Below are 18,853 nucleotides of genomic sequence, written 5' to 3'. Positions count from 1 at the left end.
GATGCGGGCCGGCTACCGGACGCTAGGTAATCTGACGGCATGCGGGCCACTCGACGCGAGGCATTGCGCCGTCGATATCTGTCCCTCGGGCTCGGCGAGTTGGCGGCCGCCAGTGTGTTCCTGACGATTGCGCTCACCATGGCGCTGCCGAGACTCGACCATGGGCAGGACCGTCTGGCCTTGTGGTCCGCGCTTGTCCCCTTGTTGTTTGTGCTTGTGCAGGCCGGAGCCTATTGGCTGATGGCCCGGTCCTGGGTCGAGCGTCACCCCATGCCTGCTCCCGTACGTGCGGGGTACCGAGCGTTCCGGATCGCGAACATTGCATTGTTGGGTGGCGGGTTGGCGGGAGTAATCGTGTGGCTACCCGACGGGGTCGCAGCAGGTGTCGCCGTCGTCGCCGTCTGGCTCTTCGGGGTCATCGAGTTCGTCAACTACTACGTCGTTCGACTTTCTTATCCCGCACGTCGTTGGCTGTCCACTGTCGGGCAGAGGCGAACGCCTCGATTGGTGCGCGACATGAATGCTGCTGCCCGCCCGCCGTCGACGTCATAGATGTTCGATTACTCAATGTGACATTCGGTGGCCCTTTCGGCAGTCAATGTCGCATCGAGTGGACTACGGGAGTGACGACAGGCGCAATCAAGACGGTCGGCGAGACAAGATTGCCGCGAGGGCGACAAACGCCGGGAGTGCCGCATCGAGTGTCCGACGGCTGTCCTCCGTCAGTTCGTCGAATGCATCCGAGAGGACCTTCGAGCTGGCTGCGTCGTAGTCGGAAAGTAGGCGCAGCGCCTTCGGCGATGCCGCTAAGGCGGCACCACGGAGGTCATCCGATGAGACCGATCGTTCGACGAGCCCCGCGTCGACCATTGCTTTGATCAGGTTACTGACCGTGGATCGGGCGAGGTTGAGGTGTGCAGCCAGAGCTCCCGGACTCATCGACGGCCTGTCTACGAGGGCACGCATTACCTCGACGTGCGAATCCGGGATGTCGGGCAGGTGCGCGGCTTCTCGGGTAGCGCGGAGCAGCGAACGCCGCAGCGGTCCCAGTTGTCGAGCGAGTTCGCTTGCTGTGGAATGCACCGTCCGATGATCGCACAGATAGTTTTGCTGCAAACATAATTTTGTGACAAAATAACTCTATGAGCGACCAGACCACAGTTGAAAACCCGATCCCGACTCAGGACCTCAGCGGCATCGTCGGCCACCGCTTCATCTACACCTACGCGAACAATTGGCAGTACGAGATGTACGTCAAGAACGCGACGACGATCGACTACCGAATCCACACCGGCATGGTCGGTGGACGGTGGGTCAAGGATCAGGAGGTCGACCTCGTTCAGCTCGACGACGACGTCTACAAGATCTCCTGGAACGAGCCCACCGGAACCTCCGTCGTCGTCAATGTCATCCCCGGCAAGCGACGCCTGCACGGCACAATCTTCTTCCCGCAGTGGATCGAACTCGACGGAACCAAAACCGTTCTGTACCAGAATGATCACCTCGATCAGATGCGCGCCTACCGCGACGCCGGACCCACCTACCCCATCTACGTGGTCCCAGAATTCGCCACCATCACACTGTTCGAGAACGTCGGCGTCGACGACGAGACAATCGTGTCCGTCGCGCCGGCGGATCTGCCCGACGGATTTGCCGACAGAACGAACTGACGTGCGGCCCGAACTGACCTTCGTCGCACACCTGTCCGTGACAGTGGGCGAGCCGATCGACCTGGGCGAGGTGTCTGATGGGCACCGCCGCATCGTCCCGATCCTCGGCGGCACGGTCGAGGGCCCCCACTTGCGAGGTCGAGTGCTGTCCGGGGGTGCGGACCACCAAATTCTTCGAACGAGCACCCTCAGCGAACTCGACGCCAGATATGCACTCGAGACCGATGCAGGCGAACGAATCTCCGTCCACAACATCGGCATACGAAGCGGTGCCGACGAAGACATGGCCGCACTCATCCGCGGACAACACGTCCCGGCGGACCGCATGTACTTCCGGAGCCAACCAAGACTGTCCTCGTCAGCAAGCAGACTGCAGTGGATGAACGAACGGTTGTTCGTCGGAACCGGCGAACGATTGCCCCACTCCGTGGAACTGGACGTCTATCAGCTCACCTGACCGCTGGAGGCTGCGCACTCAATGTGACTTTTGGTGGCCTTTTCGGCAGTCGATGGCACATCGAGTGGACTGGGCGCGGCGTCAGGCGATCGATTGGCCGTAGACGTGCGTCACGGCAATGGTCACGAGCACTCGTCGATCGGCAACCATGACCGATCGGTATTCGTTCCAATCCGGGTGCTCACCGGCCGCGGCGCGGTAGTAGTCGACCAGTGCCTCGACTTCGGCGCTGTCCGTCGACGTCCCCGGACCGGTCAGGGTGACGGTGCCTTCCGCCGTTGCCCATGCTGTCCCATCGGCACTGGTCACCTCGAGTGCAGCGCGAGGATCTCGGCGTAGATTTGCCGTTTTCGCTCGCCCTTCGGTGACCGAAATTGCGATAGTGCCCGCTGCCCGGTCGTAGAACGGCGTGACCGGCGACAGCTGCGGCAGTCCACTGGCCTTGATGGTGGCGAGGACGCCGATTCGGCTCTGCTCGAGCAGCGCGTGTGGATCGAAGGAGCTTCCGGTCATCGTTCCCCCTGGGTCGTCGGATGAGCCTGCACGAACTGCACCGAAGAACGCCGCCGACGACGCAGTTGTTCCGTTCTCACGGTTGTTCGTCGTTGGACAGCTCCGATGCATAGGCCCCGATGGCTCGACGGTATTTCCCCAGTGCCGGGTCTGCTGCCTGTAGGGCGCCTCGAAGCGCCCCAGCACGATCACCCATGTCCCACAGGGTCAGAGCGACGAATGCGTTTCGCGCAGAGACATAGTCGTTCGAAAACTCGAACCCGTCGAGAATTTTCAGAGCGTCGTCGTGCCGTCCTATGTTGCGGAGCGAGCTCGCCAGTTGGATTCGAGCCCGGTTCTCCCTGTCCACGTCCAGACCGTGCGCCAACGATGCTTCGTACAGCGGAACGGCCGCGGACTCTGCGCCCAGGAAGTCTTCCAGAGATGCCCGCTCGAACAAAGCCCGAGCATCGGAACAATCTGCAGTGGTGAGCAATTCGTCCATCTCGGTCCGAACCCGAACGGGATCGCTGTCATCGGCGTCGCGCCAGAAGTCCACGAATCGCTCGTCCACATCTCGCATAGAGTCGATCGTCCACGATGCTCCGACCGATCGCCACCGCGCCGTGCTCTCGGACACGGCCTGCAGCTTGCCCAACGAGGTTCTCGCAGAGAGTACGAGTTCGGGCCGCAGCGCGAGTGGCGTTGCGACCGTCGCGTCGCTGTCCACGACGAGGCAGGGAGCGCCTGCAGGACCGGATGAAATTTCCCCCGATCGCGACGTCTGTATCGCTGCTCGACCTACCCGCACAGGGCACCCGGGACCGACAACCCACACACTTGACCGACAGCGCCGACTGCCGGAAACGCGACCTGCACACGATCACTCATCGGCTCAGGAACCTCGGACTCGATTGACACGTCGGTGAACGGTAGGCAAACGTATTGGCATGCAACTGAGATTTCTCGCCGGCATCTCGACGGCCTTCGCATTCAAGCTCCTGCTCATGCGAGCGCTGACCCTCAAGCTTCAGCGAGACATCGAAGCACTCAACAACGGCGACTACCGTCCGCTGCTGTCGTCCTTCCACCGAGACGCAGTGCTCAAGTTCGCCGATGGTGACAGCCGCTGGTCGGGCACCCACCGCGGCCGCGCAGCCATCGAAAGATTTTTCCAGGACTTCGTCGCCGCCGGAATCAAAGGCCAGATCACCGAAATCTACAGCGGTGGCGCACCCTGGCGCATGACCCTTCTCGTGCGCTTCGACGACCGAGCCCACGCGCCCGACGGAACCGAGCTCTACAGCAACCGCACCGTGCTCCTGGTACGCACGAGCTGGGGAAAAATCGTCTCGCAAGAAGACTTCTTCGAGGACACAACGCGCATCGACGCATTCGAGAAGAAGCTGCGGCAACTCTAGATTCCGTATCCGCGCACCGGGTTCAACCCCTTCCGCCGGCACTCGATGTGACATTTGGTGGCCCTTTCGGGGGTCAATGGCACATCGAGTGGACTCCGGGCGGTGGGTGGTCACAGGCGCCGGTAGGTCACCTGTGGATAGTCGTCGTCATTCGTGACGCTGGCGTGCACGTTGTACACCGTGCGCACCAGGTGTTCGGTGATCACGTCACGCGGGGTTCCCGATGCCACGATGGCGCCGTTGTTCAGGACGATGATGCGGTTGCAGAACATGGCGGCGAGGTTGAGGTCGTGCAGGGCTATGTAGCTGCTCAGGGGTAGTCCTGCGACGAGGGTGAGGATGTCGAGTTGGTGTTGGATGTCGAGGTGGTTGGTCGGTTCGTCGAGCAGGAGTTCGGTGGGTTGTTGGGCGAGGGCTCGGGCTATTTGGACTCGTTGGCGTTCGCCGCCGGAGAGGGTGTGCCATCGTCGGGTGGCTTTCGATGCCATGGCGGTGTCGGTGAGTGCTCGGGCGATGGCGGCGTCGTCGTCGGATGCGTCGCCGCCGAGGATGCCGTGGTGTGGGATTCGGCCGAGGCGGACGACGTCGCGGACGCTGACGTCGACGTCGGTGTCGGAGTGTTGATCGACCATGGCCACGCGTCTGGCGATGCGTCGTCGACGCAGTGTTCGGAGGTTGTCTCCGTCGAGCAAGACCTCACCGCTGTCGGGGGGCACGATGCCGGCGAGGATGCGCAGCAGCGACGACTTGCCGGAGCCGTTGGGGCCGATCAGGCCTATGGTTTCGCCGGGCTCGGGCTCGAAGCTGATGCCGTCGAGGATCGGGTGTCCACCGCGGGTCCATCGGATGTCTCTGGCGTGCAATGTCATCGGGATCTCCTGAGCCGGAAGAGAATCAGCGCGAAGGCCGGCACCCCGATGAGGGCAGTGACCACGCCGACGGGAATCTCCTGTGGTGCGAACACTGTTCGGGCAATGGTGTCGACCCAGACCATGAAGATCGCCCCGATCACCACCGTCGTCGGGAGCAGTCTTCGATGCCTCGCGCCGACGAGGAAGCGGGCGGCGTGCGGGAGTACCAGGCCTACGAATCCGATGGCCCCGGCGGCACTGACGAGGGCGGCCGTGATCAATGCGGTGATGATCAGCAGGAGTATTCGCACCCATTTCACCGGGACGCCCAGGGACGCGGCCGCGTCGTGTCCGAAGGTGAACGCATCGAGGGCAGAGGTGTTGAACAGGCACACCACCATTCCCAGCAGTGCCGCAGCCCCGCACAGTGCCACATCTGTCCAGTCGGCACCGCTCAAGGAGCCGAGCAGCCAGAACAGCACTCCCCGGGTTTGTTCGGCATCGGCCGAGGAGATGACGATGAACGACGTCAGAGCCGAGAACAGTTGCGTCCCAGCTACTCCGGCGAGCACTACGCGATCGTTACCACCGCCGGCACCGGCGGCGAGCAGCATGACCAGAACGAACGAGAGCAGCGCGCCGGCGAATGCTCCGGTGGACAGCGACAGTGCTCCACCACCGACTCCGAGCACGGCGACCACGACAGCACCGGTGGACGCGCCCGACGAGATACCCAGCACGAACGGGTCGGCCAGAGGATTGCGCAGCAACGATTGCATGATGGCTCCGCACAGGGCCAGGCCGGCACCACAGATGGCCGCCAACAGCGTGCGTGGTAGCCGCAGCTCCCAGACGATTCCGTCCTCGATCCGGCTCACCCCTGCCGTACCGAATCCGATGTGCTCCAGTATCACTCGATACACATCGGACACCGACACGCTGGCCGGGCCGATCGTCACGGCCACGCCGATCGAGAGCACCAAGACCACGAGGCCACCGAGCAGAAGCGGGATCAGTAACCCGCGATCGGTCCGGCTCATGGGGTGGTCAGTCCCCAATTCTGCAGAGCAGCAGCAACTTTCTCGACCCCGTCGATCGTGCGGATCGACGGGTTGAGGTCGGCGCCGTTGACGACGATGTACCGCTCGTCCTCGACGGCGGTCAGCCTACTGGTGACGGGGTTCGATTCGAGGAAGGCGATCTTGCTGTCGAGAGCGTCGCCGGCGATGCTTCGCCGGCTCAGATCGGCGAGGACGAGGGCAGTGGGGTTGCGATCGGCAACGCTTTCCCAATTGACCTGTGGCCATTCATCGGTGGTGTCGGCGTAGATGTTCTCGGCACCGACGGAGTTGGTGATGATGCCCGACGATCCGCAGCACCCGGCCATGTACGGGGTGTCCGTGTCGGCGAACCAGTAAGCCAGGCTCACCCCCGAGGCGTGGACGGCTCCGGAGGCCTTCGCGAAGCGATCCTGGAGCTCATCGATGAATTGCTCACCGCGTTCGCGTACGTCGAAGATGGCCGCGAGATCGCGAATCTCCTGGTAGACGGTCTCGATTTCGAGCGGCGTCGTACGCGCGCCGTCGGAGTTGACGCTGTCGTCCGTCTTGCCGTTGCAGTCGGTGGGCGAGAGGTAGCTCGGCACGCCGAGCGTCTCGAACTGGTCCCTGTCAGCGACGCCTCCCGGCCCGAGCGTCCCCCCGAACGAAGCGGTGACGAAGTCTGGCTCGGCGTCCAGCACCACCTCGAGGGAGGGCTTGTTGTCCGCCAACCTGGGGACCTTCGCGTTCTCCGGTTCGAGGTTCGCGCGGACGGGATCGGTCCAGGTGGCGGTGCCGACCATACGGTCGGCGAGGCCGAGCGAGAGCAGAATTTCCGTCGCACCCTGATTCAACGAGACCGCACGTTGCGGCGGGGCGTCGACGACGACGTCGCGGCCGCAATTTTCGATGGTCAGCGGATAGTTGCCGCTGGCCGGGGCGGTCGCGTCGGGAGTCGTGGTGGACGAACAACCGGCAAGGACAAGGATGGAGACAGCGCCTAATACGGCGAGAGTGGTGCGCATCGTGAAGAGCTTCCTGCTGAGGGCTCGTGTCGCGGAGCCGCGGATGGAGGTCGATCGCGACGTACGAGCATTCGGACTTCGAGCTCTCGCTCGTCACCGTTGCGCGCCAGCTCCGGAATTGCACCGGATTCCCTCGTTCGTCGCGTGCTGACCTTATCCTGCGGGGCCCCTCAACGGTCAGCGTGCCGCTGTTGCCACCGGCTCGTGTGCATGACTGTTCGGAAAGGTGTTGCGTGCCATGACCACCACGATCAGCGCAGCCACGACGAGAGCCGTTGCAGCAGCGGTGACGGCCACGATGCCGTTGAGGTCGATCAACACGCCGCCCACCAGGGCGCCCGTCGCGATCGCCAGCTGGAAGGCAACGACATAGATCGCCGACGCCTTGTCCGCATCGGCCGGGGCCGCTCTGACCACGGCCGATTGAATGCACACCGGAAGGGTGGTGAATGCCAACCCCCACAACGCAATTGCCCCTACGGCGAACAAGGCCCAGCTTCCCGGCGCTCCACTCAGAGTGCACCAGAGTATTGCCACCGCAGCAGCGACCGCGCCCAGAGCGGCGATGGTGGAGTGTCGAGGCCACCGATCGTACGTTCTGCCGATCACCCAGATGCCGATCACTCCGAACAGGCCGTACAGCATCAACATCGAGGTCAGGGTGGTGCCCGCCGACCCGATGGCACGGTCGACGATCACCGAGAAGTAGGTGTACGCGGCGAAATGACCGAGGACGGCCAGGAACGTCACTCCACACAGAACAGCCAGGGTGCCGTCGAGCACCCGCGGTGTCTTTGTGGTCTCGGAGGTAGCCTTGGTGACCGGTAGTGCCGGGAGCACGAAATACAGTGCTACGGCGATGACTGCGGCAACGATGCCGAGAAGTGTTGCAGCCATGCGCCATCCGAACCACTGGCCCATGGCCGCGGTGAGTGGATTGCCGGCGACCAGTGCCAGCGAGGTACCGGCGTACACCGTGGCGATGGCCTTGCCCTGCTTACCGGGCAGCGCAAGCGACGCGGCGACGGGGGCAACGACGGCCCAGAACACCCCGTGCGTTGCAGCACAGAGCATTCGAGACAGCACCAACATCGGATAGCCGACAGACACCGCGGAGAGAAGCTGCGAGAGTGCCAGTGCAGCAACGGTGATGACGACGACGCGTCGACGCGGCCATTCTCGTACGACCCTGATCAACGGCATCGTCATCACGGCGACACCGTAGGCATAGAAGGTCAGCAGGAGGCCGACTGCCGATTCGCCGACACCGAGGTCACCGGATATCTCCGGAAGCAACCCCACGGGCAGCGTTTCCGCCGTGACGTAGATGAATGCTGCCGACGCGAGCACCAACAGCTTCGGGAAGGGTGACGACATGTTGTGTATCGTTACACAGTTGCTCGCGACGCGTTACAGTGGGCCCGTGAACAACCGGGTGACCATGGCAGACGTCGCAGCGTCCGCCGGCGTCTCCACCATGAGCGTCTCCTACACCTACAACCAGCCGAGCAGAGTGTCGGCTGCTACCCGGGGCCGTGTGCACGCGGCTGCGGCCACCCTCGGGTACGCCGGGCCCAATCGCACAGCGCGGTCGCTGCGCAGTGGACGGCACAACAGCATCGGGGTCGTCCTCGGCGAAAAGCTCACCTACGCCTTCGAAGATCCCCAGGCTCGACGCTTTCTGTCCGGCATCGCCGAAACGTGCCTCGACGCCGACACCGCACTGATGATGCTGCCGAACCTGCACCGCGACAACGACATAGCGCGGATCCGAGATGCGCAGGTCGACGGGTACGTCGTGTGGACCACCGAAATCGGCGACCCCCTGCTCGACGTTCTGGTCGACACCGGACGACCGACATGCGTCCAAGGCGGGCCCCGGCACCCCGGCCTGAACTGGATCGCCATCGACGACAGAGCAGCCGCCGACGCTGTGGCCACCGCCGCGTCGAGCGGCCGTTCTCACCCTGCGATCGTCGCGCTCAGGCCTGATACCCGACGCGAATCGACGATCGTGCGTGGCGCGGACGCGTCGGACATCTCGATGCCGGTGACCCGAGCCCGACTCGAGGGCTACCGCGATGCGTGTGTACGCCTCGGCATCGACTGGTCGACGGTACCTACGCTGTTCACCACTAACAACGCCCGCGCAGAAGGCAACCGTGCCGCCCGTGTGTTGCTGCAGGACAACATGATCGACACCCTGCTCGTGATGAGCGACGAACTTGCCTTCGGCGTGCTCGACGCGGTGGCCGCGTCCGGAATCGACGTTCCGACACGGTTGGCCGTGAGCGGATGGGACGACTCCCCCGCCGCCGCAGCCGCCGGGTTGACCACCGTCGCTCAGTCGTTGTTCGATCAGGGTCGGTCCGCGGCCCGGTGGGTACTGGGACTGAGCGACGTCGTGGACGACGCGATCTGGAGCGTCGAAGAACGAATATCGACAGGGCGCGCAAACGGGCCACAAACCTCGACCGACGTGATCTAATACTGGATAAAAAGGGCACGTTCCCTGTTTATGGGCGAAAACCATACTCTTTGGCTAGTATCACTGGTGGCTATCCGGCCATGAGGGGGAACAGTGAGTCGAGAGCACGGCGCACCGCTCCGCCATGTCTCCGCGGCGGCCGGCGGCTCGGAGCGGCAGGACGCACTGACCGGCCTGCCGAACCGCGACGAAATCCTGACCCTCATCGCCGTCGAGCTCGACGGCCGGAGCGCACACCGCCACTTCAGCGTCCTGCTGGTCGATATCGACGGATTCCGAGAATTCAACGATGCCCTCGGCCCCGCACAGGGCGATGAACTGCTGTGCATGATCGCCGACCGTCTCACCGCCTCCACCCGACCCGGCGACACCATCGGCCGACTCACCGGTGACGAATTCGTCGTCATCGCGCGGGATTGCCACTCCATAGCCGCGCGCGCCCTGGCCGCCGGCTTCGCGAGCATTTTCGAGCCCGCCTTCGTACTCGGACACCGGCAACTCACCCTCACAGCCAGCGTCGGAGTCGCCTCCAGCACCGACGCCGACATCAGCGCAACCCAACTGGTCCACAACGCAGCGGCAGCCATGCACGCAGCCAAAGCCGTCGGCCGCAACGAACATCACGTGTTCACCGACGAACTGCATCACACCAATCGCACCCGACTCGAACTCATCGAACGACTACGCGGCATCGCCATGGTCGAGCGCGAACTGACAATGGTGTACCAGCCCATAGTCGAACTCGCGACAGGATCCGTCGTCGGTGCCGAAGCACTCATCCGATGGAACCACCCCGAACTCGGCCTGCTGATGCCCGACACCTTCATCCCCCTCGCCGAAGACGCCGACCTCATCGTCCCACTGAGTTCGTGGATACTCGCAGAGGTCGCACACGCGATCGCCGACTGGCAATGCCGCAACATCCACCTCCAAGTGGGCGTCAACATCAGCCCCGCCCACTTCGCCACCGGAACCCTCGCCACCGACGTCATAGACGTCGTCGAGACCTACGGCATCGAACCCGGACGACTCGCACTCGAACTCTCCGAATCACAGACACTCCACGACCTCGACGCCGTCCACTACCAACTCCGCGACGTCCAACGCCACGGCGTCCTCATCGCCATCGACGACTTCGGCTCCGGCTTCTCCTCCCTCGAACGACTCGCCACCCTCCCCGTCGACACCCTCAAGATCGACAAATCCCTCACCCAACACCTCGACAGCGACAACCTGCACCGACGCCGCGCCATGACAACACTCTGCACAGCCCTCGTCGACGTCACCACCACCCTCGGAAAAGACACCGTCATCGAGGGAATCGAGACCCCCGAACAACTCCAGATCTGCACCGACATGGGGGTAACCTTCGGCCAAGGACACCTACTCGGACGCCCCATGTCCATTGCGGCACTGGAACAATTCATCATCCGACACAGCACCCACAGCGAATCCGCATAACCCGAGGAACGAACGTGAAGATCGACAACGAGGTTCAACGCTTCACCGACGCACCCCGAGCCCAACTCTCCACCATCAACCCCAACGGCACACCACACCTGGTACCCATCGTCTTCGCCGTCGCCCCCACCGGAGACCGCATCTACACCGCCATCGACTGGAAACCCAAAACAACCCAGAAACTCCAGCGACTCGACAACATCCGCGCCGACCCCGCCGTCAGCCTCATCGTCGACCACTACACCGACGACTGGTCCCAACTCTGGTGGATCCGCGCCGACGGAAACGCCCACATCGTCGAAACCTCCAGCACCGAAGGCACATCGGCCACCGACGCCTTGGTAGCGAAATACAGTCAATATCGAAACAACCGACCCGAGGGTCCGGTCATCATCATCGATCGATTGTCCTGGCGATCCTGGTCGGCTTCCTGATCCCCTCGCAGCCCCCCTCGCCCACTCGATGTGACATCTAGTGGCCTTTTCGCCGGTCAATGGCACATCGAGTGGACATGCAGGTGGCCGGCGCGGACGGAAATTCGCTCGCCAGATGCGTCGGATGACCGTCAGACTGTCGCCATGGTTACCCAACCTCCCGATCGGATTGTCACCGACCGTCTCGTCATTCGACGCGAATCGGCCGACGATGTCGTTGCCATTGCCGACGTGATCGACCGCAATCTCGTTCGCCTCGTGCCATGGATGGGATGGGCGACCGAAGAAGCCACACAGCCTTCGACTCAACTCGCTCGTATCGCACAGGCCGTCGAACAGTGGGATGCCGGGGAGATGTTCGATTACGGAATTTTCGACCTCGAAGGCGGTGCGTTTCTGGGCAAGATCGGGATGCATCGCCGAATCGGCCCGCATGGAATGGAATTGGGTTACTGGCTCGACGGCAATGCCGAGGGACGTGGTGTGATCAGCGAGGCCGTCGCTGCCCTCATGCAGGAGGCCTTCAATCTGGACGGCGTCGATCGCGTCGAAATTCATTGTGATGCAGCAAATCTCAGAAGTCAGGCCGTACCCAGGCGGCTTGGGTTCGTTCTGGACAGGATCGAGCATCAACCGATCGCGGCTGCATCCGAGACCGGCCAACACATGGTGTGGGTGTATCAGCCCGATTGCCGATAGGACGGGTCCGCGCGCGGTCGCACTGTGACGTCAGGTCGCGGACGCGCTCTCGCTTGCTCGTAACGAGCCCGCAGGTCCGAGAGCACCCGCTCCGGATCGTCCCGAATATCGCTCGGGAGATGAGTCACCACGATGAGACCGGCATTCTGTGCTCGCTCACGCCGCTCCAGCGTGGCCCTGTGCTCAGCCGGCGAGAGGTGGTATTCGAGTGAATCGATTTCCCAGTCCAATGCGACGTCGTCGAGCCAATTGTCGGCGACGAGCAGGAACTTGCCCCTCTCGTCGTGTATGGCGACGTTGTGCTGCATCGGCGGAAGTCCACTGCGCGCATACAGCTTCTGGGCCTGGGCTTCGGCAACGGAATGCGCGCCGGCGGCCAACTCCCGCAGTACTCGCCGCGGCATCGCAGTCCCGCGCGTACTACCGGCGTCGAGCTCTTTCATGATCGAGTCCACGGTGGCCGCTCCCCGCTGCACGACACCGGCAATCAGCGCCATGCACTGCTCGGCGTTCCTCATGCGCCGAACCGCATCGCACAAGCATCGAACGATCGGCGCGACGCGTAGTCCCGATTTGATCTCCGCCCGCGGCATCCGCCACGTCCGCTCGACCGCAGCGAAGCCGACGGACTTTCGATGTTGCGACTCCGGAATGAGCGCGAACGTCTCCTCGAACGACCCCGACGTGCCCAATCCGTGCAACGCCAAACCAGCCCGACCGCTGATGACAGCCTCTTTCCCGCAATAGATCGACACTGCGGTGGCACGTTCGATCGACGTCAACGAGCGGTTCTTCAGGAACACCAACCCAGGCAGCGCCCGGGACCAGATGCCGTCCGGCAGGGTGCGTCGAACAATTGTCTTCGACGCCACCCCGAGCTCGAGCAGATTTGCCGTCCTCACCAATCCACGATCCGACGCGGCCGCGATCACCTTCGCATCGATTCGTGCGCCTCCCCGCTTCATACACACGATGATGCGCTGCCCGCACGACACGAATCGGACATGACGAGGGGAAACGAACTGCCCTGTGGATAACTCACGCCCTGTGGATTAACTGGGACCTCGAACACTGCTGCGTTCAACACACAGGTCGAATGCCCTCGAACACGACCGCCCAAGGTCCACTCGATGTGCCATTGACTGCCGAAAAGGCCACTGACGGTCACATCGAGTGGGCTGGGGTGCGGGCGATGGGCAACTTTCTCGGGCTCGGCGGGGATACCGTCTACTTTGCAAGTGCATTCTGACTTCGGGAGTGAGACATGACAGCGACAGCAGTTCCCTCGGAGCGGTCCGGATCCGCGGCTCCTCGGTCGTTCGTGCCACCCGAGCGCGGTCGTTGGAGCGAGGTGCCTCATATCGCGGGGCTGGTGCTCGGTGTGTTCGCGGTGTTGTTGTTTCTGTGGAGTCTGTCCCCGACGCTGCGTTATTTGATTCATGCGCCTCGGGAGTACGTCGATACGTATTACTTCGATGCTCCGGATACGAGTTTGTCGTGGGCGTTGGTTGTCGGATTGTTGGCGGCGGCGTTGGCGAGTCGCAAGCGCATTGCCTGGTGGTTGCTGACGATCTATCTGGTGTTGCTGGCGATCACCAATGTCGTCGAGGGCATCCTGGACAAGAACGTCAATTCGTGGATTGCGCTGGCCGTTCACGTGGTCGTGACGGGGTTGTTGATCGCTGCGCGCAAGGAGTTCTACACGCGGGTCCGTCGGGGTGCGGTGTGGAAGGCGCTCGGGGTGCTCGTGCTGGGCGCGGCCGTCGGGACGGTGATCGGGTGGGCGTTGGTTGCATTGTTCCCCGGGTCGTTGCCGGAGAGCCAGACGTTCCTGTGGGCGTTCAACCGCGTCACGGCGTTGGCGACGGTGGACAACGAACAGTTCGACGGCAGGCCGAACGGTTTCGTGAACACAGCGTTGGGTCTGTTCGGTGCGTTGGCGTTGCTGGGGGCCGTCGTGACGCTGTTTCGGTCGCAGCGGTCGAGCAATGCGCTCACCGGCCGCGACGAGTCCGCCCTGCGCGGCCTGCTCGACAAGTGGGGTGCCGACGATTCCCTCGGCTACTTCGCCACCCGCCGCGACAAGGCAGTCATTTTCGCTACCAGTGGCAAGGCGGCGGTGACGTATCGCGTCGAGGTCGGCGTGTGTCTGGCGAGCGGTGACCCCATCGGCAACCCCGAGGCCTGGCCGCACGCAATCTCGGAATGGTTGGACTTGGCCGAGAAGTACGGCTGGACCCCAGCTGTCATGGGGGCCAGCGAAATCGGTGCCACCGCCTACAAGCGAGCCGGGCTGAGCGTCCTCGAACTCGGCGACGAAGCAATCCTGAAAACCAAGAACTTCAACCTCAATGGACGCGAGATGCGCCCCGTGCGTCAGGCGGTCAGCCGGGCTCGCAAAGCGGGCGTCGTGGTCACCGTGCGTCGTCATCGTGATATTTCTTCCGAGGAGATGTCGGAGATCGTTGCCTGTGCGGATGCGTGGCGCGATACCGAGACCGAGCGCGGTTTCTCGATGGCGTTGGGGCGATTGGGTGATCCGCTGGACGGTGATTGTCTTCTGGTGCAGGCGGTTCAGGGCGAGAAGGTGGTCGGTGTTCTCTCGCTGGTGCCGTGGGGTCGTACGGGTGCTTCGCTGGATTTGATGCGTCGTGATCCGGCGTCGCCCAATGGGGTGATCGAGCTGATGGTGACCGAGCTCGCCACCGGCGCAGATCATTTCGGCGTCAGCAAGATCTCGTTGAACTTCGCCGTGTTCCGCGCAGCGTTCGAGGAGGGCAGCCGGATCGGGGCCGGACCGGTGTTGCGGATCTGGCGCAGTGTGCTGGTGTTCTTCTCGCGGTGGTGGCAGCTCGAGGCGCTGTATCGCTCGAATGTGAAGTATCTGCCGGAGTGGGAGCCGCGTTACCTGTGCTTCGCCGACAATCGGGTGTTACCCAAGGTCGGCGTCGCGTCGGCCATCGCCGAAGGCTTTCTCACTCTCCCGACGTTCCGCCGCGGCTCCGAACACACCGGATCCCACGTCGCGGTGCCTGCAGCCCTGGCCGACGCCGACGACATTCATCCCGACGGCAGCGGGCCCGACACCGTTTCGGACGAGCCGACACCGGCCCGTAAGCGTCCCGACCAGGTGCGCGTGCGCATGTCGAAGCTCGAACGCCTCGAACGCGAGGGCATCGAGGGCTATCCCGTCGCCTATCCCCCCACCCACACGGTCGAGGCAGCGGTGGCATCCCCGCAGGGCACCACGGTGCGCATTGCCGGACGCATCCTGCGAATCCGCGACTACGGCGGTGTCGCGTTCGCCGTGGTGCGTGACTGGTCGGCGGATATTCAAGTGCTGTTCGACCGTGATCGCGTCGGGGAATCGATCGAGAACTTCGACGCCGATTTCGACCTCGGCGATCTCATCGAGGTCAGTGGCACCATCGGTCGCAGCAAACGCGGTGAGCTGTCTCTGCTCGCGACGGACTGGCGAATGAACGCCAAATGCTTGCATCCGTTGCCGGACAAGTACCGCGGACTGACCGACCCGGAAGCCAAGGTGCGCCAACGATATGTCGATCTGGCCATCGATCGCGACGCCCGTTCCCTGCTGATCGCACGCTCCAATGTGGTGAAATCCCTTCGCGATTCGTTGGGAGAGCGCGGGTACATGGAAGTCGAGACCCCGATCCTGCAGCAGGTGCACGGCGGTGCGAACGCAGCGCCGTTCGTCACCCACATCAACGCCTACAACATGGATCTCTACCTGCGGATCGCCCCGGAGCTGTATCTCAAGCGGCTGTGCGTCGGCGGTATGGAGAAGGTGTTCGAGATCGGCCGCGTGTTTCGCAACGAGGGAGCGGACTTCAAGCACAACCCCGAGTTCACGATCCTCGAGGCATACGAGGCGCACAGCGACTACGAGCGCGCAATGGTGTTGTGCCGCGAGCTGATTCAGCGGGCGGCCGTCGCGGCACACGGGCGTGAGGTCATCCTGCGTCCCGACGGCCCGAACGGGGAGATGATCGAGATCGACATCTCCGGTGAGTGGCCCGTCAAGACACTGCACGGTGCCGTCGCCGAGAAGTTGGGCGTACCCGTCGAGCCGTCGACGCCACTCGCGGAACTGCAACGGCTGTGCGACGAGAACGGCATCCCGTACGAAAAGACCTGGGACGCTGGAGCCGTCGCACAGGGAATGTACGAGCACCTCGTCGAGGACTACACCGAATTCCCGACCTTCTACAAGGACTTCCCGACGTCGATGTCGCCGTTGACGAGGCCGCATCGCAGCATCCCCGGGGTGGCGGAGAAGTGGGACCTCGTCGCGTGGGGTGTCGAACTGGGCACCGCGTACAGCGAATTGACAGACCCCGTAGATCAGCGCCGACGCCTGACCGAACAGTCCTTGTTGGCGGCAGGCGGCGACGAAGAGGCGATGAGCCTGGACGAGGACTTCCTGCAGGCACTCGAACACGGAATGCCGCCGACGGGTGGACTCGGGATGGGTGTCGACCGGGTAGTCATGCTCATCACCGGAGGCAGCATCCGCGAGACGCTGGCATTCCCGCTGGCCAAACCCCGTCAATGACCCGCCCCCGAGCCCTTCCCACGAGTACGAGTGGGCAAAACGGGGCAAATGATGGAAACTGGAGGCAGAAACAGTCAACAGGTCGGCAATGTGCTTTGGAGCGAACATGGATCACGGTTATCGAACCGAGCGCAATGCACTGTTTCCCGTGAAACATCCTCCGGGTCGATACGTGGAGGTGGACGGTCAACGGTTGCACCTGCTCGTTCGCGGAACCGGCCCCACGGTCGTTCTCTGCGGCGGCCTCGGAAGCAACTGGTTCGACTGGAACGACACCGTCGACATCCTGAGCGCACATCACCGGGTGGTGGTGCTCGACCGCCCCGGGTTCGGGCTCAGCGATCCCCTGCCCGAGGGTGTGACTCCCACCGTCCAAGGCGAAGCAGACAGAATCGTCGGCGTCCTCGATGCACTCGGCATTGCCGAACCTGCCGTCGTCGCAGGTCACTCGATTGCCGGGTTCTACGCCGAGGCCGTCGCCCGGCTGTACGCGTCGCGCATCCGTGGCGTACTGCTCCTCGATTCCAGCGCCGAATCCGACCCCCGACGCATCATCCCCGCGGCCGTTCGCCTGAAGGCTGCGCACGCAATTGCGACTGTGCTCAGCAAAACTGGAGTGCAAAGGCTGGTCGGACCGCGCGTGCGCCGCGTTCTCAACCAGGCCACCCCGCCCGACGGCACCCCGCAGGAGACATTCGACTGGGTCGACGACATCTATCGCCGGCCCGCCTACCTCGCAGCTGCGCTGGTCGAAGACGTCGTGTATTCGGATCTTGCCGTCGAACTGAACCGCATTCGCAAGCAATACCCGCTTCACGTGCCCGTCACCGTGGCGGCCGCACACACCGGCCGACCCTCCCCGTGGGGCAAACGGTGGATCCGAACCCAACGAAAACTGGCCGACTACCTGAAGGCCGATTTCACCGTCGTCATACCCGCGCATCACCACGTCATGATCGACAAACCCGCCGAGGTAGCAGCCCTCATCGCCGAACTGGTGTGAACCTCCTGCGGCGACGCACGTAACGTGTGTCACCGAGCCCGCAGCCCAAGACCCGAGCCGAAGCTTGGCGATGGCGCGGTAGCACGAGAGGAAATTCAAGATGGGTGCGATCAGCACAACGCAGGGCCGACAGTCGAAGATGCTGGGTCTGGGCGTTCACCGCCCCGAACGCATCGTCACCAACGACGAGATCTGCGAGTTCATCGACTCCAGTGACGAGTGGATTCAGACACGCTCCGGAATCAAGAATCGGCGCTTCGCCGAACCCGAGGAAAACGTCGTGCAGATGTCCATCTCGGCAGGCCGCAAGGCCCTCGAAGCCAGCGGAATCACCGCCGACCAAGTCGACACCGTCATCGTCGCCACATCGACACACCTCGAACTGACACCCCAGGCCGCCGCGAAAGTAGCGCACGGACTCGGCACCAAAGGCCCGGCCGCATTCGACATCTGCGCAGGCTGCGCAGGCTTCTGCTACTCCCTGGCCGTCGCATCCGACCTCGTCAAGGCCGGAACCTCCAAGTACGTCCTCGTCATCGGCGCAGAACAGCTCAGCGTCACCACCGACCCCTACGACCGCACCACGCGATTCATCTTCGCCGACGGCGCAGGAGCCGTCGTCGTCGGACAGAGCGACGAAACCGAAATCGGACCCGCCGTCTGGGGCTCCGACGGCTCACAGTCCGACGCCATCGTCCAGACCATCGACTGGTACGACTACATCACCAAAGCCGACATGGAACGCCCCTGGATCCGGATGAACGGCATTTCCGTCTTCCGCTGGGCCGCATTCGAAATGGGCAAAGCCGCGCAGAAGGTACTCGACGTCGCCGGCATCAAAGCCGACGAAATCCACGCCTTCATCCCCCACCAGGCCAACAGCCGCATCACCGAACTGCTGGCCAAGAGCCTCGACCTCGCCGAGGGCACCCCGGTCGCCAACGACATCGCCGAAACCGGCAACACCTCGGCAGCCTCCATCCCACTGGCCATGGAAGAACTCCTGCGCACCGGAAAAGCAAAAGCAGGAGACACCGCGCTCCTGCTCGCCTTCGGTGCCGGACTGTCCTACGCCGGCCAGGTAGTCAAACTCCCCACCCTGTAGTCGATTCACACCCGCCCGCACGCGATCTGCGTGTGCGAGCCCACCCCCGAGTGCACTCAATGTGACATCCAGTGGCCCTTTCGGGGGTCAATGGCACATCGAGTGGACTACGGGCGGCGGTGTGGGCGAGC

The 18,853-nt window shown here is 63.4% G+C and carries 19 protein-coding genes and 1 riboswitch; of the genes, 11 read left to right on the top strand and 8 right to left on the bottom strand.

From position 1 onward, the window contains the following. Positions 1 to 39 precede the first annotated feature (39 nt). Positions 40 to 552, top strand: coding sequence for a hypothetical protein (locus tag ACNEOT_RS02540; RefSeq protein WP_415971862.1), 513 nt, complete (start codon positions 40 to 42; stop codon positions 550 to 552). An 87-nt stretch (positions 553 to 639) separates the two neighbouring features. Here ACNEOT_RS02540 and ACNEOT_RS02535 read toward each other — a convergent pair whose 3' ends face one another. Continuing rightward, the gene (locus ACNEOT_RS02535) at positions 640 to 1,083 is read right to left on the bottom strand and encodes a MarR family winged helix-turn-helix transcriptional regulator (protein WP_415971861.1); all 444 of its coding nucleotides are present in this window, start codon (positions 1,081 to 1,083) and stop codon (positions 640 to 642) included. A gap of 59 nt (positions 1,084 to 1,142) precedes the next feature. Here ACNEOT_RS02535 and ACNEOT_RS02530 point away from each other — a divergent pair, with 59 nt between their 5' ends. Both ACNEOT_RS02530 and ACNEOT_RS02525 read left to right on the top strand, forming a co-directional pair. Then, positions 1,143 to 1,670, top strand: coding sequence for a phenolic acid decarboxylase (locus ACNEOT_RS02530; RefSeq protein WP_415971860.1), 528 nt, complete (start codon positions 1,143 to 1,145; stop codon positions 1,668 to 1,670). Position 1,671: 1 nt separating this feature from the next. Continuing rightward, positions 1,672 to 2,127: a DUF3237 domain-containing protein gene (locus ACNEOT_RS02525; protein WP_415971858.1), complete on the top strand. Its 456-nt coding sequence runs from the start codon at positions 1,672 to 1,674 to the stop codon at positions 2,125 to 2,127. Between the two features lie 81 nt (positions 2,128 to 2,208). Here the strand turns inward: ACNEOT_RS02525 and ACNEOT_RS02520 are convergent, their stop codons facing one another. Then, positions 2,209 to 2,640, bottom strand: a complete 432-nt coding sequence (locus ACNEOT_RS02520) for a PPOX class F420-dependent oxidoreductase (RefSeq protein WP_415971857.1) — start codon at positions 2,638 to 2,640, stop codon at positions 2,209 to 2,211. Between the two features lie 76 nt (positions 2,641 to 2,716). After that, positions 2,717 to 3,349 (bottom strand): tetratricopeptide repeat protein, encoded by a 633-nt coding sequence (locus ACNEOT_RS02515; protein ID WP_415971855.1) that lies wholly within the window; start codon positions 3,347 to 3,349, stop codon positions 2,717 to 2,719. A 220-nt stretch (positions 3,350 to 3,569) separates the two neighbouring features. On the opposite strand from ACNEOT_RS02515, the gene ACNEOT_RS02510 reads away from it, so the two are divergent. Further along, positions 3,570 to 4,040 (top strand): nuclear transport factor 2 family protein, encoded by a 471-nt coding sequence (locus ACNEOT_RS02510; RefSeq protein ID WP_415971854.1) that lies wholly within the window; start codon positions 3,570 to 3,572, stop codon positions 4,038 to 4,040. A gap of 110 nt (positions 4,041 to 4,150) precedes the next feature. Here the strand turns inward: ACNEOT_RS02510 and ACNEOT_RS02505 are convergent, their stop codons facing one another. From ACNEOT_RS02505 to ACNEOT_RS02490, 4 genes are all read right to left on the bottom strand, one after another. Then, entirely contained in the window at positions 4,151 to 4,909 is a 759-nt protein-coding gene (locus ACNEOT_RS02505; RefSeq protein ID WP_415971852.1) for an ABC transporter ATP-binding protein, read from the bottom strand. Further along, positions 4,906 to 5,931: a FecCD family ABC transporter permease gene (locus tag ACNEOT_RS02500; RefSeq protein ID WP_415971851.1), complete on the bottom strand. Its 1,026-nt coding sequence runs from the start codon at positions 5,929 to 5,931 to the stop codon at positions 4,906 to 4,908. The genes ACNEOT_RS02505 and ACNEOT_RS02500 overlap by 4 nt, the downstream gene beginning before the upstream one ends. Next, positions 5,928 to 6,956, bottom strand: a complete 1,029-nt coding sequence (locus ACNEOT_RS02495) for an ABC transporter substrate-binding protein (RefSeq protein ID WP_415971849.1) — start codon at positions 6,954 to 6,956, stop codon at positions 5,928 to 5,930. Before ACNEOT_RS02495 ends, ACNEOT_RS02500 begins: the two co-directional genes overlap by 4 nt. 67 nt (positions 6,957 to 7,023) lie before the next feature. Then, positions 7,024 to 7,088, bottom strand: a riboswitch (cobalamin riboswitch). Between the two features lie 45 nt (positions 7,089 to 7,133). Next, positions 7,134 to 8,333 (bottom strand): MFS transporter, encoded by a 1,200-nt coding sequence (locus tag ACNEOT_RS02490; RefSeq protein WP_415971847.1) that lies wholly within the window; start codon positions 8,331 to 8,333, stop codon positions 7,134 to 7,136. 46 nt (positions 8,334 to 8,379) lie between these two features. Here ACNEOT_RS02490 and ACNEOT_RS02485 point away from each other — a divergent pair, with 46 nt between their 5' ends. From ACNEOT_RS02485 to ACNEOT_RS02470, 4 genes are all read left to right on the top strand, one after another. Further along, positions 8,380 to 9,444, top strand: coding sequence for a substrate-binding domain-containing protein (locus ACNEOT_RS02485; protein ID WP_415971845.1), 1,065 nt, complete (start codon positions 8,380 to 8,382; stop codon positions 9,442 to 9,444). Between the two features lie 93 nt (positions 9,445 to 9,537). Beyond that, positions 9,538 to 10,905, top strand: a complete 1,368-nt coding sequence (locus ACNEOT_RS02480; protein WP_415971844.1) for a putative bifunctional diguanylate cyclase/phosphodiesterase — start codon at positions 9,538 to 9,540, stop codon at positions 10,903 to 10,905. A gap of 14 nt (positions 10,906 to 10,919) precedes the next feature. Next, complete coding sequence (locus ACNEOT_RS02475; RefSeq protein ID WP_415971842.1) at positions 10,920 to 11,339, top strand: TIGR03668 family PPOX class F420-dependent oxidoreductase; 420 nt, start codon at positions 10,920 to 10,922, stop codon at positions 11,337 to 11,339. A 144-nt stretch (positions 11,340 to 11,483) separates the two neighbouring features. Continuing rightward, entirely contained in the window at positions 11,484 to 12,038 is a 555-nt protein-coding gene (locus tag ACNEOT_RS02470) for a GNAT family N-acetyltransferase (protein WP_415971840.1), read from the top strand. Here the strand turns inward: ACNEOT_RS02470 and ACNEOT_RS02465 are convergent. Beyond that, positions 12,020 to 13,003, bottom strand: coding sequence for a hypothetical protein (locus tag ACNEOT_RS02465; RefSeq protein WP_415971838.1), 984 nt, complete (start codon positions 13,001 to 13,003; stop codon positions 12,020 to 12,022). The genes ACNEOT_RS02470 and ACNEOT_RS02465 overlap by 19 nt on opposite strands. 299 nt (positions 13,004 to 13,302) lie before the next feature. On the opposite strand from ACNEOT_RS02465, the gene lysX reads away from it, so the two are divergent. The 3 genes from lysX (at position 13,303) to ACNEOT_RS02450 (ending at position 18,722) form a co-directional block, all read left to right on the top strand. Beyond that, a complete protein-coding gene (gene lysX / locus ACNEOT_RS02460) occupies positions 13,303 to 16,614 on the top strand; it encodes a bifunctional lysylphosphatidylglycerol synthetase/lysine--tRNA ligase LysX (protein WP_415971836.1) in 3,312 nt (1,103 codons plus the stop codon). A 106-nt stretch (positions 16,615 to 16,720) separates the two neighbouring features. Continuing rightward, complete coding sequence (locus ACNEOT_RS02455; RefSeq protein ID WP_415971835.1) at positions 16,721 to 17,617, top strand: alpha/beta fold hydrolase; 897 nt, start codon at positions 16,721 to 16,723, stop codon at positions 17,615 to 17,617. A gap of 100 nt (positions 17,618 to 17,717) precedes the next feature. Then, on the top strand, positions 17,718 to 18,722 hold the full coding sequence (locus ACNEOT_RS02450) for a beta-ketoacyl-ACP synthase III (protein WP_415971834.1): 1,005 nt from the start codon (positions 17,718 to 17,720) through the stop codon (positions 18,720 to 18,722). Positions 18,723 to 18,853: the final 131 nt, after the last annotated feature.

Source organism: Rhodococcus sp. 077-4 (assembly GCF_047782425.1).
Lineage (GTDB): Bacteria > Actinomycetota > Actinomycetes > Mycobacteriales > Mycobacteriaceae > Rhodococcoides.
The sequence above is the reverse complement of the archived record's forward strand: the minus strand, read 5'-3'. Positions and strand labels throughout refer to the sequence as shown.

What these genes read in the sequence shown, in the direction of transcription:
- ACNEOT_RS02540 (WP_415971862.1), top strand. Translation starts at nt 40, where the DNA reads ATGCGGGCCACTCGACGCGAGGCATTGCGCCGTCGATATCTGTCCCTC.
- ACNEOT_RS02530 (WP_415971860.1), top strand. Translation starts at nt 1,143, where the DNA reads ATGAGCGACCAGACCACAGTTGAAAACCCGATCCCGACTCAGGACCTC.
- ACNEOT_RS02520 (WP_415971857.1), bottom strand. Translation starts at nt 2,640, where the DNA reads ATGACCGGAAGCTCCTTCGATCCACACGCGCTGCTCGAGCAGAGCCGA.
- ACNEOT_RS02510 (WP_415971854.1), top strand. Translation starts at nt 3,570, where the DNA reads ATGCAACTGAGATTTCTCGCCGGCATCTCGACGGCCTTCGCATTCAAG.
- ACNEOT_RS02505 (WP_415971852.1), bottom strand. Translation starts at nt 4,909, where the DNA reads ATGACATTGCACGCCAGAGACATCCGATGGACCCGCGGTGGACACCCG.
- ACNEOT_RS02500 (WP_415971851.1), bottom strand. Translation starts at nt 5,931, where the DNA reads ATGAGCCGGACCGATCGCGGGTTACTGATCCCGCTTCTGCTCGGTGGC.
- ACNEOT_RS02495 (WP_415971849.1), bottom strand. Translation starts at nt 6,956, where the DNA reads ATGCGCACCACTCTCGCCGTATTAGGCGCTGTCTCCATCCTTGTCCTT.
- ACNEOT_RS02490 (WP_415971847.1), bottom strand. Translation starts at nt 8,333, where the DNA reads ATGTCGTCACCCTTCCCGAAGCTGTTGGTGCTCGCGTCGGCAGCATTC.
- ACNEOT_RS02470 (WP_415971840.1), top strand. Translation starts at nt 11,484, where the DNA reads ATGGTTACCCAACCTCCCGATCGGATTGTCACCGACCGTCTCGTCATT.
- ACNEOT_RS02465 (WP_415971838.1), bottom strand. Translation starts at nt 13,003, where the DNA reads ATGAAGCGGGGAGGCGCACGAATCGATGCGAAGGTGATCGCGGCCGCG.
- lysX (WP_415971836.1), top strand. Translation starts at nt 13,303, where the DNA reads ATGACAGCGACAGCAGTTCCCTCGGAGCGGTCCGGATCCGCGGCTCCT.
- ACNEOT_RS02455 (WP_415971835.1), top strand. Translation starts at nt 16,721, where the DNA reads ATGGATCACGGTTATCGAACCGAGCGCAATGCACTGTTTCCCGTGAAA.
- ACNEOT_RS02450 (WP_415971834.1), top strand. Translation starts at nt 17,718, where the DNA reads ATGGGTGCGATCAGCACAACGCAGGGCCGACAGTCGAAGATGCTGGGT.